Annotated in this window: 14 protein-coding genes; 3 read left to right on the top strand and 11 right to left on the bottom strand. The window is 31.1% G+C overall.

The window, feature by feature from the left end:
* The first annotated feature begins 93 nt into the window (after positions 1-93).
* Positions 94-1,083 (top strand): FUSC family protein, encoded by a 990-nt coding sequence (locus tag NSU06_RS04615; protein ID WP_017175232.1) that lies wholly within the window; start codon positions 94-96, stop codon positions 1,081-1,083.
* Between the two features lie 44 nt (positions 1,084-1,127).
* On the opposite strand, the gene NSU06_RS04610 is transcribed toward NSU06_RS04615, so the two are convergent.
* Complete coding sequence (locus NSU06_RS04610; protein WP_017175233.1) at positions 1,128-1,847, bottom strand: type 1 glutamine amidotransferase; 720 nt, start codon at positions 1,845-1,847, stop codon at positions 1,128-1,130.
* A complete protein-coding gene (locus NSU06_RS04605; RefSeq protein WP_017175234.1) occupies positions 1,835-3,160 on the bottom strand; it encodes a Mur ligase family protein in 1,326 nt (441 codons plus the stop codon). Before NSU06_RS04605 ends, NSU06_RS04610 begins: the two co-directional genes overlap by 13 nt.
* Before the next feature lie 239 nt (positions 3,161-3,399).
* Here NSU06_RS04605 and NSU06_RS04600 point away from each other — a divergent pair, with 239 nt between their 5' ends.
* On the top strand, positions 3,400-3,957 hold the full coding sequence (locus NSU06_RS04600) for a 3'-5' exonuclease (RefSeq protein WP_017175235.1): 558 nt from the start codon (positions 3,400-3,402) through the stop codon (positions 3,955-3,957).
* A gap of 27 nt (positions 3,958-3,984) precedes the next feature.
* On the opposite strand, the gene dinB is transcribed toward NSU06_RS04600, so the two are convergent.
* From dinB to gatC, 7 genes are all read right to left on the bottom strand, one after another.
* A complete protein-coding gene (gene dinB, locus NSU06_RS04595) occupies positions 3,985-5,055 on the bottom strand; it encodes a DNA polymerase IV (protein ID WP_017175236.1) in 1,071 nt (356 codons plus the stop codon).
* Between the two features lie 108 nt (positions 5,056-5,163).
* Positions 5,164-5,712, bottom strand: coding sequence for a DUF3267 domain-containing protein (locus NSU06_RS04590; RefSeq protein WP_017175237.1), 549 nt, complete (start codon positions 5,710-5,712; stop codon positions 5,164-5,166).
* 136 nt (positions 5,713-5,848) lie between these two features.
* Complete coding sequence (gene rlmD / locus NSU06_RS04585) at positions 5,849-7,210, bottom strand: 23S rRNA (uracil(1939)-C(5))-methyltransferase RlmD (RefSeq protein ID WP_037541699.1); 1,362 nt, start codon at positions 7,208-7,210, stop codon at positions 5,849-5,851.
* Between the two features lie 130 nt (positions 7,211-7,340).
* Complete coding sequence (locus NSU06_RS04580) at positions 7,341-8,261, bottom strand: diacylglycerol kinase (RefSeq protein WP_017175239.1); 921 nt, start codon at positions 8,259-8,261, stop codon at positions 7,341-7,343.
* 313 nt (positions 8,262-8,574) lie between these two features.
* The gene (gene gatB / locus NSU06_RS04575; RefSeq protein ID WP_017175240.1) at positions 8,575-10,002 is read right to left on the bottom strand and encodes an Asp-tRNA(Asn)/Glu-tRNA(Gln) amidotransferase subunit GatB; all 1,428 of its coding nucleotides are present in this window, start codon (positions 10,000-10,002) and stop codon (positions 8,575-8,577) included.
* A 12-nt stretch (positions 10,003-10,014) separates the two neighbouring features.
* Positions 10,015-11,472: an Asp-tRNA(Asn)/Glu-tRNA(Gln) amidotransferase subunit GatA gene (gatA, locus tag NSU06_RS04570; protein ID WP_017175241.1), complete on the bottom strand. Its 1,458-nt coding sequence runs from the start codon at positions 11,470-11,472 to the stop codon at positions 10,015-10,017.
* Position 11,473: 1 nt separating this feature from the next.
* Positions 11,474-11,776, bottom strand: a complete 303-nt coding sequence (gene gatC / locus NSU06_RS04565) for an Asp-tRNA(Asn)/Glu-tRNA(Gln) amidotransferase subunit GatC (RefSeq protein WP_002450027.1) — start codon at positions 11,774-11,776, stop codon at positions 11,474-11,476.
* Positions 11,777-12,197: 421 nt separating this feature from the next.
* On the opposite strand from gatC, the gene putP reads away from it, so the two are divergent.
* A complete protein-coding gene (gene putP, locus NSU06_RS04560; RefSeq protein WP_017175242.1) occupies positions 12,198-13,736 on the top strand; it encodes a sodium/proline symporter PutP in 1,539 nt (512 codons plus the stop codon).
* Between the two features lie 59 nt (positions 13,737-13,795).
* Here putP and NSU06_RS04555 read toward each other — a convergent pair whose 3' ends face one another.
* Positions 13,796-14,995, bottom strand: a complete 1,200-nt coding sequence (locus NSU06_RS04555) for a CamS family sex pheromone protein (protein ID WP_079335368.1) — start codon at positions 14,993-14,995, stop codon at positions 13,796-13,798.
* 11 nt (positions 14,996-15,006) lie between these two features.
* On the bottom strand, positions 15,007-17,010 hold the full coding sequence (gene ligA, locus NSU06_RS04550; protein ID WP_017175244.1) for an NAD-dependent DNA ligase LigA: 2,004 nt from the start codon (positions 17,008-17,010) through the stop codon (positions 15,007-15,009).
* Positions 17,011-17,013: the final 3 nt, after the last annotated feature.

The following is a 17,013-nucleotide window of genomic DNA, read 5'->3' as shown; positions in this document are numbered from 1 at the left end:
CTACTGACTTGATGTCTCACTACATCAAACTTGATATTAAACTTATTCTAACATTATAATCATCACGTTCGTTCTTTGAGAGGATTTAACAATATGAATCAATGGTATAAACATATTATAGGCGCTAGAACAATAAAAACGGGTCTAGCTACTTTTCTAACAACTTTATTTTGTTTACTATTAAACTTAACTCCTATATTTGCTATTTTAACAGCAATTGTTTCGATTGAACCAACTGCTAAAGCTTCTTTACGAAAAGGTTATCGTCGACTTCCTGCTACCGTCATAGGTGCATTGTTTGCAGTTATTTTTACTTATATCTTCGGCGATCAATCTCCATTTACTTACACCTTTAGTGCTATTTTTACTATTTTAGCGTGTACAAAATTAAATCTCCAAGTTGGTACAACTGTTGCAGTATTAACTTCAGTTGCTATGATACCTGGTATTCATGAAGCCTATCTTTTTAATTTTTTCTCAAGACTCTTAACAGCTTTAATTGGTCTAGTAACTGCTGGATTAGTAAATTTTTTCGTATTACCGCCTAAATATTATCATCAAATCGAAGAGAACTTAATTCATTCAGAAAATAATTTGTATGAACTATTCGCTTCTAGATGTCATGAATTATTATTAGGAAAATTTGATTCAGATAATAGTAATACATCATTAGCAACCTTATCTGATATGAATAAAAAAACAGATACTTTAATGAATTATCAACGAGATGAATTACGCTATCATAAAAATAACGAAGATAAATGGAAACAATTAAAAGATATGTCAAATAGAGCATATATTGATAGACTTCTTGCTACACATTTATCAAATATTATTTATTTACCAAAAAACGTAAATATTTGTTTTACTACTGAGGAAAAAATGGCAATTATAAAAATTAGTAATAGTATCAACAATATCCCTTTAGATGGAGTTTTTAAAAGAGAATCTAAATCTATATCTACTTTAAAATCTTCAGTCAAAATACTAGAAGAATTCGATAAGAATCAAATTAAGAGTCACGTTATTTATGAAATTTTACTTATCTACAATTTACTAGATAATCGATTTGTTAAAGCATAAAAAAACGTTGGATGAATTGAAATAATTCAAGTCATCCAACGTTTTTATTCTTTTTCTGAACGTTCAATAATAACATATTTCGCCGCTTCTTCTTCAGTGTTATCTAATTGTTTTGGTGTAAATGGAATTCCTTTACGTTCACATGCCTTCTCTAATAAATAATCAGTAAGTTCATGATTTTTCGGTAATATAGGCCCATGTAGGTAAGTTCCTAATAAGTTTTTATAATGTATACCTTCTTTTTTATCATCATCATTATTACCATACCCGGTTACTACATGACCTAATGTATCAAAGTTATGATATGTACGACCACCGTGATTTTCAAAACCTACTATTGTTCCAAATGTATCACTTTTAATTACGATATCTCCTGTTAAACGATCTGTTTTTGACTTTGTATAAAAGTCTAAAATTCCAAGTCCTTCTAACTCTGTACCATCAGGAGTAATATATTTAGTACCTAAAAATTGATATCCACCACAAATGGTTAAACCTGGCATTCCATCTTCTATTGCATCTTTTAATATAGTTTTAATTTTACTTAACTCTTTAGTAGCGATACTTTGTTCTCTATCACTACCCCCACCAATAAAGAAAATATCGCAATTTTCTAATGTAACTCCCTCAGTTTCATTAATTTCGATAACTTTTAAATTAATATTGCGTTTTTTTGCTCTCTGTTTTAAAGCAATAATATTTCCTATATCACTATATAAATTTAATTTGTCCGACATAAAATGAAAAACTGTTAATTCGTACATATCTGACGTCCTCCTGCAAATGAGCGATTAAGTTGTTCTAACATAGGTGAAAGTGATGTATAATTTGGAATCGCTACTGTAAAGCCTGCATAATTCATAGTTAAAGCTGTAGCTTTATAAATATCTTTCTCTAAAATAATTGGAACATCTACTTCAGCTAATTTCAGTCTAAGTTGTAATTCTTCTGCTCTTGTACCCGTTACAATAATTTTTTCTATATTTTGATTACGTAACTTTTCAAAATCCGCATCGTAAATCCAAGATGTATCTCTGCCATCAGCAGCATTATCATTCAGACTGATAACATATACTTTTTTTTCTTTAAGTTGATCTCCGACTGATAGACTCACATTCATGCCAGCAGGATTTTTAGCTAAATTAATCATTGCTTCTTTTTGACCACGCTTAAAGTATTGCATTCGACCATTATTTGAAGTGTATGTTTTAAATCCTTTACGAATTGCATCATTATTTAAGCCTAACTCTTTTAATACTGAATATGCAGCAAGTGCATTAAAAGCATTAAAATCACCAGCAATTTTCATTTCAAAGTGCGCATCGTTCACATCCATATCAATAAATGGTTGCACCTCAAATTGTGAAACTTCATATTTAGGTGTTTCACGCTTAAATCCACATTCACAATGATAATGTCCTAATTGATTATAATGGGTATAATCATAAGTTAATAATCTACCACAATTCGGACAATATTTACTTTCATTCATAGTACTTTGTTCAAATTCATGTGCATGGGCTTTCATTCCGTAATATACAATTGTATCACTCGCTATTTTCAAACGACTTACAAATGGATCATCGGCATTTAAAATTAATTTAATCCCTTTATTACTAATTGATTTTGCAATATTATTAACCATAATATCAATTTCACCAAATCGATCCATTTGGTCACGAAAGAAATTAGTAAATACCATCATTGAAGGTGTAACTTCTTTTAATACTTTTGGAATTGAACCCTCATCAATTTCAATGACCGCTACTTTAATATCTTTTACATTTTTCATGATGAATGCCGAAGTAATTCCAGCAGCCATGTTAGCACCTTCATTATTATGTATAATTTCAATATTATTTGCTTTTAAAGTGTGCCCAATCAAATTGGAAGTTGTTGTTTTACCATTTGTTCCACTGATAAAAACAATATCATCAACTTGTGAAGCTAACTTTCGTAAAATATTTTGATCTACTTTGCGAGCAATTTGACCTGGTAAATCAGTTCCTTTTTTTCCTGCTGCGATACTTATCTTGCGTGCTAGTTTAGCCAAGTGTGTTGCTGTCCATTGTCTCATGTCTTTCCTCCTCGCATAATTCACTCGAGTAATTATATCATGTATCTAAAGTAACAAAAAATATTCTCAATTAAAAGTAACAAAATACACTTCTAATTATAACTTTTTCCCTTTAAATTCCGTATCTATTTTTTACTCTGTTATCTATAGATTATGAAAAAAGCAATTATTTATATTTAAATCGTACTTTCTGTTAAACTGTGAATAATTCATTTTAAATATTTAGAAAGGAATATAGAATGCTTAAAAATTCATTTATAGCTTTGGATTTTGAAACTGCAAATAAAAAAAGAACAAGTATTTGTTCTGTTGGCATGGTAAAAGTAGTAGATAACGAAATAGTCGAAACGTTTTACACGCTTGTTAATCCTCATGACTATTTTTCGGAAACAAATATTCATGTTCATGGTATTCATCCTGAGGATGTTAAAGGTGCGCCAGATTTTAAAGAAGTCTTTCCATATATGTTGCAATTTATAAATCAATTACCCGTAGTGGCACATAATGCTGCTTTTGATATGGGTGTATTACATCAAAGCTTAAAACATTTAAACATAGCTGTTCCCTCACTTACCTATTTCTGCTCATATCAACTTGCTAGACGTACGATCAAAGCTTATCGATATGGATTAAAACATCTAATGAACCATTACAACTTAAATTTTCATGGCCATCATGATGCCCTGAATGACGCAAAAGCTTGCGCAATGATTACTTATAGATTATTAAAACACTATGATAGCTTACAAAGTGTGCTTCAATTTCATGGTAAAAATTTAAAAGATAGAAATAGATAATTTAAAACATCTTATCTATTTCTATCTTTAAATGAAATCATAAATGGTCATATTTTGATATGTTGATTGCTCTAGATGACCTACTGTAACACCAATTAATCTGATAGGTACATCAGGGTCTTTTAATTCATGATATAAATCATAAGCTATATTATAAATATCAATGTCTTTACTTACCGCTTCTCTCAAACTTCTTTGTTTAGAATAAGTTTCAAAGCGATGCGTTTTAATTTTGACAGTAACTGTTGTGCCAGACTTTTGCAATTGAGTTAATCGTTCAGATGTTTTACGAGAAAGTTCCCATATTTTTTGTAGAATCTCTTTATCATCATTAATATCTGTTGAAAAAGTACGTTCGGTTCCTACTGACTTACGAATCCTACTTGCTTTTACTTCACTATCATCAATGCCTCTTGCTTTTTGATAAAGTCCTCGTCCTTTTTTTCCAAACCAGCGAATCAATTCAAATTCCGATTTGCTATATAAATCTTTACCAGTATAAATATCATGTTCATGCATGATTTTTTTAGAAGCTTTTCCAACGCCTGGAAAATCACCTATATCTAAGTTCATTAGTATGTCATGCACATTCTGATAATGAATAACCATCATTCCATTAGGCTTATTCATTCCACTAGCTAATTTAGCTAAATATTTATTATAAGAAACACCAGCAGAAGACGTTAAACCTGTTTTATTGAAGATATCTTTACGTATGTTTGAAGCAATTTTTGATGCTGATCGATGAGGTTTAACTAAATGAGTAATATCTAAATACGCTTCATCTAGTGCTAAAGGTTCTACAATTTCAGTATACTGTTTAAAAATTTCCATTATCTTACTTGAAACTTCACGATATACATCAAATCTTGCTCTAACATAGTACCCATTTGGACATAGTTTATGTGCTTGCGACATAGGCATTGCTGAATGAACACCATATTTACGTGCTTCATATGAAGCGGTTGAAACGACTCCTCGATGACTTGCTTTTCCACCTACAATGACAGGTTTTCCTTGTAATTTAGGATTATCTCTCATTTCTACCTGAGCGTAGAAACAATCCATATCAATATGAACGATTCTCCTTTCTGTCATTGTCTCACTCCTTTTTAAATAAAATAAGCCTCAATACTATTATACTGCACCCTAAAAGAAAACACTTTATAAATGCATTTATAATAATATTAAGACTTATGCAGATGTTTATTCATAATCATTATTTATAGATATAGGCAAATGATGATACATAAAGATACCTTCATCAGTAGAACGAATATATTTAAATTTGTTAATAATTGTTATACCTGCTAGATATATATCAATCAAACAATATCCGATGTGTATGCTTGATATAAATATAATAGAAGAGTAAGCAAAGTGGTAAAATGAAATCATTAACCCTATTGTAATGATTACTAATGGTGCAAGCATGACTGCACAAAATTGCCATTTATTAAAGTATTTAGATGACAAATAAATGAGCAAAATTCCATTTTTATATTTAAATTGTGGTTTCTGTCCTTTAGAAAAAATAAAAAATAAACATTTATGTATTAATTCGTGAATAATTAATACTCCAATAAAACCAAGTATTCCATAAATGACATTTGTCAAAAAACGTTGTTCAATAATATCAACATAATTAACTGCCCACTTATATGTAAATAAAATTGCAAATAACATCATAACAACTTGAATGGTAAGTAATTTTGATATTTTGATTCGATTGTGTGATAAATCAATTTTGTGCATCTGTCAACCTCCACTCATTTCACTAAAACTCTTTCATAGTATACATGTAGAAGTGTTAGAATGAAAGCGATTATAAATAACTTAAACCCTTTGTAATCTTATTTTAATAAACTTCTCCTCATTTACTTTAATTTAATTACACTGTTTTTCTTTCGAATAAGGCCACAGTTTCAATATGTGTTGTATGTGGAAACATATCGACTGGTGTTATTTCTTTTAAATGATATAGATTAGCTAAAAGTTGAGCATCTCTTTGTTGTGTTGAAGGATTACATGAAATATAGATAATGCGCTTAGGGGCTAACTCTAATAATGTTTCTATAAAGACTTGATCGCATCCTTTTCGTGGAGGATCGACCATGATAACATCAGGTTCTATTCCTTTTTGTTTCCATTCAATTATCACTTCTTCTGCTTTACCACATTCGAACGTTGTATTATCAAAATGATTAATTAAAGCATTTTGCTTGGCATCTTCAATAGCTGATGGCACAATTTCGACACCATATACATGTTTAGCCACTGATGCCATGTAAAGCCCAATCGTTCCTATACCACAATATGTATCTAAAACAATTTCATTTCCACTTAATTGAGCATAGTCAATAGCTTTCTGATATAATTTTTCTGTTTGAACAGAATTAATTTGATAAAACGATTGATCACTAATTTCAAAAATAGTTTCACTTAACTTATCTGTAATTTTATCTTTTCCATATAAAGTCATCGATTGCTTACCCATTATGACATTTGAATGTGAATTATTAATATTTTGTTTAATACTTGTTATGTCAGGATATACCTCTGTTAGTCTATGTACTAGCGTTTCAGCTTCTTTAAATTTAGAACCATTTGTTACAAATATAATCATAACTTCATTTGTATAATGACTTGTTCGAATGACTACATGACGTAATAACCCTTTTTTATTTTTTTCATTATAAATGCTTACATTCAATTCATTTAACCACTGTTTTATATCATTCATTAGTTCTTGTTGTTTTTCATCTTGAATTAAGCAACTATCCATATCAATGATGTCATGACTTCTTTGACGATAATATCCCATTATCGTTTTATTATTTTTATCTTTACCTACAGGAAGCTGGGATTTATTTCTATACCGCCATGGATGATTCATACCAATAGTATCGTGAATCACTGTTTCCTCTAATTTCGCCTTTTTATGAAATAAATTAACAACTTGTTGTTTTTTCATTTTTAGCTGAGATTCATAAGACATATGTTGTAACTGGCATCCTCCACATTTCTCATAATATATACAAGGAGGTGTTACTCTTTGCTCACTTTGTTTTAGTACTTTTAATAGTTTACCAATAGCAAAGTTTTTCTTTACTTTAATTACCTTAAACTCTACTTCTTCATCAATTAACACATTAGGAACAAAAATAGGATAACGATCTAATTTAATCACACCATGTCCTTCATGCGTTAAATCTATCACTTTTCCTTTTATTACATCATTTTTATTAATCATCACTATTATTTTTCACTCCATATGAAAAAGAGGTACGTATAACTTCTTACCTTTTCAAACTAGAAATTATAGATAACCTCTTTTTAACTTCTTATTTCATTTTCCCTAATTCGTTTAATTCTTAAATACTTTAATGATTTTCAGATATCTCATCATTATAAATATCTTTAGGAGTACAAACTTCAATATGCTGTTTTAAATTTAAAAAGTTTGCAGGTAATTTACCACCATATTCTCCATCTACATTTAATTGCATATCTGTAAATGATGAAATATTAATTGATTTTGCTTTTTTATATATTACTTTAGGATGTTTGGTATGTTCACCTCTAGAAGCTAATGTCATGATATGGCCTAATTCAGCTAAGTTTGCTTTCTCAACGATAATTAAAGTATAATACCCATCATCTAACTTAGCATCAGGTACAAGTTTTTCAAAGCCTGCCATTGAATTGGTAAGCCCTAGTAAGAATAATAGTGCTTCCCCTTGGAATACCTCATTATCATATTCAATTCTCAAATCGACTGCCTTCATTTGCGGCAACATTTCGAAACCTTTTATATAATATGCAAAAGGTCCAACAATAGATTTTAAGCGACTAGGTGTTTCATAGGATACTTGCGTGAGCTTACCTCCAGCAGCTAAATTTATAAAATATCGGTTATTCATTTTTCCAATATCTACTTTTGTCGTATGACCTTTAATAATAACATCTACTGCACCCATAATATCATTTGGTAAATGTAAAGCTCGTCCAAAATCATTCACTGTACCCATAGGTATAATACCTAATTTAGGTCTATTGGGTTGTTCAGCAATTCCATTTACAACTTCATTTAAAGTGCCATCACCGCCAGCGGCTATAATAATATCATAGTTTTGTTCAAGTGCACGTTCCGCTTCAAGTGTAGCATCTCCTTCTCGTTCAGTTGCATAAGCACTTGTTTCATAACCTGCACGTTCTAATTTTATTAAAACATCTGGTAAAGTGCGTTTAAATAGCTCCTTTCCAGAAGTTGGATTATAAATGATTCTTGCTCGTTTTCTCATAAGTTATCCCTCTACTTTTTATTACATAACACTATATTAAATGATTTATGAATGAGTTAAAAGTATTTATACCCATTCTTTTAAATTTTTGTAGGTATCATTTTGTTGTACAATTGTTGTAATAAACTAACCGAAGTAAAGAATATCTCATTCTTTTGACACTAGGAACAAACTAAATACTTTGCTTATCTATCCTATTGAAATCCAATATCCTTTTCTTTAGAAATATGAATAAAAAACTGTTCACAATCTCAAACACTTTGTGAACAGTTTATCTTAAACTTATATTTAATACCTCATATGAGATGAGCTATTATCTTTTATCCAATTCTTGTTTTAATAATTGATTGACTTTTTGAGGATTAGCTTGACCTTTTGAAGCTTTCATAATTTGACCCACTAAGAAGCCCATAGCTTTGCCTTTACCATTTTTATAATCTTCAACAGATTGTGGATTATTATCTAAAGCTTCATTAACAAATTTTAATAGTGTAGCTTCATCTGAGATTTGAACTAAACCTTTATCTTCCATAATTTGTTTAGCATCTCCACCATTTTCAGCTAATTCTGGGAATACTTTTTTGGCAATTTTACTACTCATTGTTCCATCTTCAATAAGCTTAATCATTCCAGCAAGATTTTCAGGAGTTAATTTTGTATCTTCTAAATCTACTTGATTTTTATTAAGATATTCATTAACGCCACCCATCAACCAGTTAGATGTTAGTTTAACATCTGCGCCATGTTCAATCGCACCTTCAAAGAAATCAGACATTTCTTTAGTAAGGGTTAATACATGTGCATCATATTCAGGTAAGCCTAGTTCATTAACATATTTAGCTTTACGTTCGTCAGGCAATTCTGGAATGGTTTGTCGCACACGTTCTTTCCACTCATCATCGACATATAAAGGTACAATATCTGGTTCTGGGAAGTAACGATAATCATCAGAACCTTCTTTAACTCGCATTAAAATAGTTTTACCAGTAGATTCATCAAAACGACGTGTTTCTTGACCAATCGTACCACCGTTTAATAATTCTTCTTCTTGACGTTTTTCTTCGTATTCTAAACCTTTTCTAACATAGTTAAATGAGTTTAGATTTTTCAATTCAGTTTTAGTACCGAATTCTTTTTGACCGTAAGGACGTAATGAAATATTAGCGTCACAACGTAGTGAACCTTCTTCCATTTTACAATCAGATACACCAGTATATTGGATAATTGAACGTAATTTTTCTAAATAAGCATATGCTTCTTTAGGAGAACGAATATCTGGTTCAGATACAATCTCTATTAATGGTGTACCTTGACGGTTTAAGTCTACTAAAGAGTAACCATCTTTATGAGTTGATTTACCAGCATCTTCTTCCATATGAAGACGAGTAATACCAATACGTTTCGTTTCACCATCAACTTCAATATCAATATATCCATTTTCACCGATTGGTTGATCAAATTGAGAAATTTGATATGCTTTCGGATTATCTGGATAAAAATAGTTTTTGCGATCAAATTTAGAATTTGTAGCAATGTCCATGTTTAGAGCCATTGACGCACGCATCGCCCAATCTACTGCTCTTCTATTTACAACAGGTAAGACACCCGGATAAGCTAAATCAATAACATTAGTGTTTGAGTTAGGTTCAGCCCCAAAATGCGCTGGTGATGGAGAGAACATTTTTGAGTCTGTTTTTAATTCAACGTGAACTTCAAGTCCGATAACTGTTTCAAAATGCATTATTTCCACTCCTTATAATTTTTCGTATGCGTCGTGTAAGTTAAATTGTGTTTCATATTGATATGCCACACGATATAATGTTTTCTCATCAAATGGTTTACCAATAAATTGTAAACCGATTGGACGTCCGTTTGATTGGCCACATGGCACAGAAATGCCAGGTAAACCAGCTAAGTTAACAGGCGTAGTTAATAAGTCATTTGCATACATTGTTAAAGGATCATCAATTTCTTCGCCTAAATTAAACGCTGTTGTTGGAGCTGTAGGTCCTACAACAACATCATAATTTTCGAATACTTTATCGAAGTCATTTTTAATTAATGTTCTAACTTTTTGAGATTTATTATAAAATGCATCATAATAACCAGAACTTAATGCGAATGTACCTAAGAAGATACGACGTTTAACTTCGTCTCCAAAGCCTTCAGAACGAGACATTTTGTATAATTCTTCTAATGTTTGCGCTTCTTTTGAATGGTAGCCATAACGAATACCATCGAAACGTGCTAAGTTTGCAGATGCTTCAGATGATGCAATTACATAATAAGAAGGAATACCATATTTAGTGTTTGGTAATGATACTTCATCAACTTCTGCACCAAGTGACTTTAATGTTTCTACTGCTTGTTTTACAGAGATTTTTACTTCCTCACTAACACCTTCTCCTAAGTATTCTTTAGGAAGTGCAATTTTAAGACCTTTGATATCTTTACCAATTTCTGAAGTAAAATCAACGTCTTCAACCGGTGCACTTGTAGAGTCATTTTTGTCTGCACCTGCAATTGCTTCTAATACCATCGCATTATCTTTAACATTACGAGTGATTGGCCCAATTTGATCTAATGAAGATGCAAAAGCAACTAAACCAAAACGTGATACACGGCCATATGTAGGTTTCATACCTACTACACCACAATATGCAGCTGGTTGTCTGATTGATCCACCAGTATCAGACCCTAAACTAAATGGTACTAGTCCTGCTGCTACTGCTGCAGCTGAACCTCCAGAAGATCCTCCTGGAACTGCTTGATGATCAAATGGATTGACAGTTTTTTTGAAATAAGATGTTTCTGTAGAACCACCCATTGCAAATTCATCCATATTTAATTTGCCGATTAACACTGCATTTTCTTGATGTAATTTATTCATCACTGTTGATTCATAAATCGGTACAAAACCTTCTAACATTTTACTTGCACAAGTTGTTTCGACATCTTTAGTGATAATATTATCTTTAATTCCCATTGGGATTCCAAATAATTTACCTTCAAATTGATCTTTAGCTTGTAACTCATCTAATTCTTTAGCTTTTTTAATTGCATTTTCTTTATCCAAAGCTAAAAATGATTTAATTGTTGGATCTGTTTCTTCAATAGCATCATAAATATCTTTAACTACTTCAGAAGGTTTAATTTTTTTACTCTTAATCATTTCTGAAAGTGTTTCAACAGATTCATAACGAATACTCATCTTAAGCGTCCTCCTCATTCATGATAGCTGGTACTTTAAATTGACCGTCTTCTGTTTCTTTCGCATTTTTTAATGCAAGTTCTTGAGGAATACCCTCGATTGCTTTATCATCACGTAACACATTTTGTAAATCTAAGACATGATATGTTGGTTCCACACCTTCAGTATCTGCTGAATCATTTTGCTTTGCAAAATCTAAGATACTTTCAAGTGTATTAGCCATTTCTTCAGTTTCTTCAGGAGAAATTTGAAGTCTTGCTAAATGTGCTATATGTTCAACTTCTTCGCGTGTAACTTTAGTCATTATTAAAAAAGCCTCCTTATTACTCATTCATCATAAAATTGTATCAAATTTTCAGTTAAAAATCTAAATATTTATTATACTCAGTGTATTAACTATTCTTAGCAAAGTTAAGTATTAAAATAACTTTCTTATGTAACTCATTTATATAGTTATCTATAAATATACATTAATTTCTATTAATAATTTATTAATATTAACGTTATATAATAAAATGAATTATTTTTTATCTATACTATAATTCTTGTTAACGCTTATCATTATATTGAAATAAACTGTTATTTATAGATAAAATTTTACTTCTCTAATCTATAAATATCATTGTATAATATTACATGTAACTAATTTAAAAATCGTCATTTCTTTTTTCAGTACAATGTTGTTGAAAAATATAAATTTAAAAGTTTTAAAGGGGGTAATTACAATGTTTGTATTAGGTGCAAATTTAGGTACTCATGCTAACACAAGCTGGCAGACTTATATTATGATTGCAATCTATTTTATTATTCTGCTAGTGATTGGTTACTATGGTTATAAACAGGCAACCGGCAATTTAAGTGAGTATATGTTAGGTGGGAGAAATATAGGCCCATATATTACTGCTTTATCAGCCGGTGCTTCAGATATGAGTGGTTGGATGATTATGGGACTTCCAGGGTCAGTTTATAGCACAGGTTTATCGGCAATATGGATTACGATTGGTTTAACTATTGGTGCCTATGTTAACTATCTAGTTGTTGCACCAAGGCTTAGAGTATATACAGAAGTTGCTGGAGATGCAATTACGCTCCCTGATTTTTTCAAAAATCGTCTTAATGATAAACATAATATCATTAAAATTATTTCTGGTCTTATTATTGTTATTTTTTTCACTTTATATACGCACTCTGGCTTCGTTTCTGGAGGTAAATTATTCGAAAGCGCATTTGGATTAAATTATCATTGGGGACTTATTTCAGTCGCAATTATTGTCATTTTATATACCTTTTTCGGAGGATATTTAGCTGTTTCTATTACTGACTTTTTCCAAGGGGTTATCATGCTTATCGCAATGGTAATGGTACCAATAGTTGCTTTGATACAACTTAGTGGATGGGATACATTCCATCAAGTAGCTGAAATGAAACCAACTAATATGGATTTATTTAGAGGCACTACTTTTTTAGGTATGATTTCATTATTTGCATGGGGATTAGGTTATTTTGGTCAGCCTCATATTATTGTACGATTTATGTCTATTAAATCTCACAAACTTTTACCTAAAGCACGACGCTTAGGAATAAGTTGGATGATTGTAGGTTTACTTGGAGCTGTGGGTGTAGGGTTAACTGGAATTGCTTTTATTTCGAAAAATCATATTAAAATGGACGATCCAGAAACATTATTTATTATAATGAGCCAAGTTCTTTTCCATCCTTTAGTAGGTGGATTCTTACTTGCTGCCATTCTAGCTGCTATTATGAGTACAATTTCTTCACAATTATTAGTGACTTCAAGCTCACTTACAGAAGATTTCTATAAGCTCATTCGCGGTGAAGAACATGCTCAGTCACATCAAAAAGAATTTGTACTTGTAGGCAGATTATCTGTGTTAGCTGTGGCCATTGTAGCTCTTGCTATTGCTTGGTCTCCTAATGACACTATATTAAACCTAGTCGGAAATGCTTGGGCTGGTTTTGGTGCAGCGTTTAGTCCACTTGTTCTTTTTTCTTTATATTGGAAAAAACTAACACGTGCGGGTGCGATAAGTGGTATGATTGCTGGAGCTCTCGTAGTCATTATTTGGATTGTCTGGGTTAAACCACTTGCTAATATTAATGAACTATTTGGTATGTATGAAATTATACCTGGTTTTATTAGTAGTGTAATCGTTACATACCTTGTTAGCATCTTCACCTATAAATCAAACTATTCTATTGAACAACAGTTAAATCAAGTTAAAACCATTGTTCGCGAAAAATAAATTAATTTATTGAATATCAAAAAGAGGCTGTGACACGACGTGTCACAACCTCTTTTTGATTAATTACTATAAATATGGACTTGTGGGTCTTTGTCATCTTTTGTTTTACTAATAAGTGCTCTTGAATTGTTACCATCTTTTATACGAATTTCGTAACTATCTATATTATCAAAATATTTCTTAGCTTGTTCTGTTACATATTGTGTAATTCCTATTGTTTCAGCTTGACCATAGTAATCGATTGGCAAATCAATCACTAGTTTATTAGGTTTCTTATCTACAAATTTCACTTTTCCAATTGCTTGAGTAAAATTAGAGAAATAAGATTGAAGATCATCATTAAATTGCTTAAAATTATTATTTAGATTTTTGTCATATTTTTCTGCTTCTGTTGAAGGTAAAAGTGCTGAAATCTCATCAATTTTATTCCATTTATTAATTTTAGTTTGTTTGTCATCAACAGTAGTATTAGCAATAAAGTGTCCTGGCGTAATTGCATCTTGACTCGATTGAACATATATTGCAAAGTGAATTGGAATATTTTTCAAATCTTTATTTGCTCTAAGGCGTGTAAGTAACTCTTGAGCCATTGCTTTACCTTGTTTTTCAATTTCTTTATTATCTAGCGATTTGCTATATGTTTCTCCATCTTTTTCTTTTTGATAATAATAGACACTATTCATAGCAAGACCAATTGTTATGCCTTTAATTGTTTTTCCTTTTGTATCATTTGTATCATAAAAATCTTGTTCTAAGATATTAGATAAATAAGCAGGAGAACTTTCTGCTATTTTTTCTGGTTTAGTTTCTCCATCATGTGATGGATTAAGACCTAAATTTTCAGTAGCTTTTTTTGATTCCTTTTCACTTTCACTCATATTATCAATTTCGTCTTTAGAATACTTGGGATTTAAATATGCGTTAACTGTATTTTTGTCTAAATACTGCCCATCTTGATATAAAAAATTATCAGTTGGAAATACAGACTTACTTAGATGTAATAAACCATTTTCGAAATCTTCACCGTTATAGCTATTAGCCATATTATCTTGTAATACTCCACGAGCTTGGTTTTCTTTAAATGGTAAGATTGTACGATAATTATCTCCTTGAACTTCTTGATCAGTGGCAACTGTTTTTACATTATTTGAATTTTGTTCTTGTTGCTTATTATTTGACTGACTATTTTTATCATTCCCATTGCCACACGCTGTCAATATCATAAGCGACGTTATAACTAATAATAATAACCGCTTCATTACGTTCTCCTCTATTCTGATATTTCATTTTGTTTTTCAATAAATTGTGATTCGGACCATATTTCTGTACCAAATTGTTCAGCTTTAGACAATTTTGAGCCAGCATCTTCACCAGCTATTACTAAATCTGTACTTTTAGTTACACTACTTGTTACTTTAGCACCTTGCATTTCTAACCATGTTGTTGCTTCTTTACGTGTCATTTGTTGTAATTTTCCAGTAAGAACAATAGTCTTATTTTGAAATTCTGGATGTCCTTCAATTTCAGAGGATTTAACACCTTTATATGTCATGTTGACATTTTTATCTTTTAATTTTTCAATAAGTGCTTTAATATCCTCATTATCTAGATACGTTACTACAGATTGTGCTAATTTATCTCCAATATCATGAATCGCTATCAGTTCTTCTTCTGTTACTTTAAGTAAACGATCCATGGTTTCAAATTTCTCTGCTAAAATTTGACTTGCTTTGGCGCCAAGATGTCGTATACCTAAACCAAATAATAAATGTTCTAAAGAATTTTGTTTTGCATGTTCAATAGCGCTTAATAAGTTTTCTACTTTTTTTGTACCCATTCGTTCTAAAGGCAATAAATCTTCTTTAGTTAAATAGAAAATATCACCTACATCTTTAATAAGTTGATGATGATACAGTTGCTGAATAATTTTATTTCCTAGTCCGTCTATATTCATCGCTTGTCGAGAAACAAAATGAATCAATCCTTCCACAAGTTGAGCTTGGCATTTTGGATTGATACATCTAAGCGCAACCTCTCCTTCAATACGCACTAATTCATGACCACAACTTGGACAATGCGTTGGCATACGGTATGGTTTTGCATCATTTGGACGACGGTCAATAATACTTCTTACGACTTCAGGAATAATATCTCCAGCTTTTTTCACTATAACGCTATCACCGATTCTAATATCACGTTCTTTAATTAAATCTTCATTATGAAGCGATGCTCTTGAAACTGTAGTACCCGCAACACGAATAGGTTCTAAAATGGCTGTCGGTGTAACGACGCCAGTACGTCCTATACTTAATTCAATATCTTTAAGTTCTGTGACAACTTCTTCGGCTGGAAACTTATAAGCTATTGCCCAACGTGGAGATTTTTGAGTAAATCCCATTTCGTCTTGTTGATCAAGATCATTCACTTTAATAACAATTCCATCAATATCATAAGATAACTGTTCACGTTGTTTAGTCCACTTTTTAATATATTCTAGTACACCCTCTATATCTTCTACGCGTGCACGTTCATGATTAGTTTTAAAACCTAAACGATCTAATTCATCTAATGCATCACTTTGAGTAGTAGCGTTAAAATCTGTAAAATCATTTACACTATATAAAAAGACACTTAGTTTACGTTTAGCAGCTAATTTAGGATCTAATTGTCTTAAAGAACCTGCTGCTGCATTACGTGGATTAGCAAATGGTTGTTCTTCATTTTTTTCTCTCTCATCATTCAATCTCATAAAGGAACGACGTGGCATATATGCTTCTCCACGAACTTCGACATTTAAAGGTTCTTTAATTTTAAGAGGAATCGCATGAATAGTACGTAGATTTTCTGTAATATCTTCTCCTGTGGTACCATCTCCTCGCGTTAATCCCTGCACAAATCGTCCATCTTCATACTTTAAAGAAACTGCTAAACCATCAATTTTTAGCTCACACATATATTCCACTTTACCAATATGTTCTCGAATACGTTCATCAAAACGTCTTAGTTCTTCTTCATTAAAAGCATTACCTAAACTAAGCATAGGTGTTTCGTGATTTACTTTTTCAAATGATGATTGAGCTTCTCCACCAACCCTAACTGTTGGAGAATCGTCAGTTTTTAGTTCAGGATGTGCATTTTCAATGTCAATTAATTCACGTAATAATTTGTCATATTCACTATCAGGTACAGAAGGATTATCTTTTATATAATATTCGTAACTATATTGATTTAATAAATCATGCAGTTCATTGACACGATTTTGAATGTTATCCATTTA

The organism is Staphylococcus sp. FSL W8-1270, assembly GCF_038007165.1.
GTDB classification, from domain to species: Bacteria; Bacillota; Bacilli; order Staphylococcales; family Staphylococcaceae; genus Staphylococcus; species Staphylococcus hominis.
The sequence above is the reverse complement of the archived record's forward strand: the minus strand, read 5'-3'. Positions and strand labels throughout refer to the sequence as shown.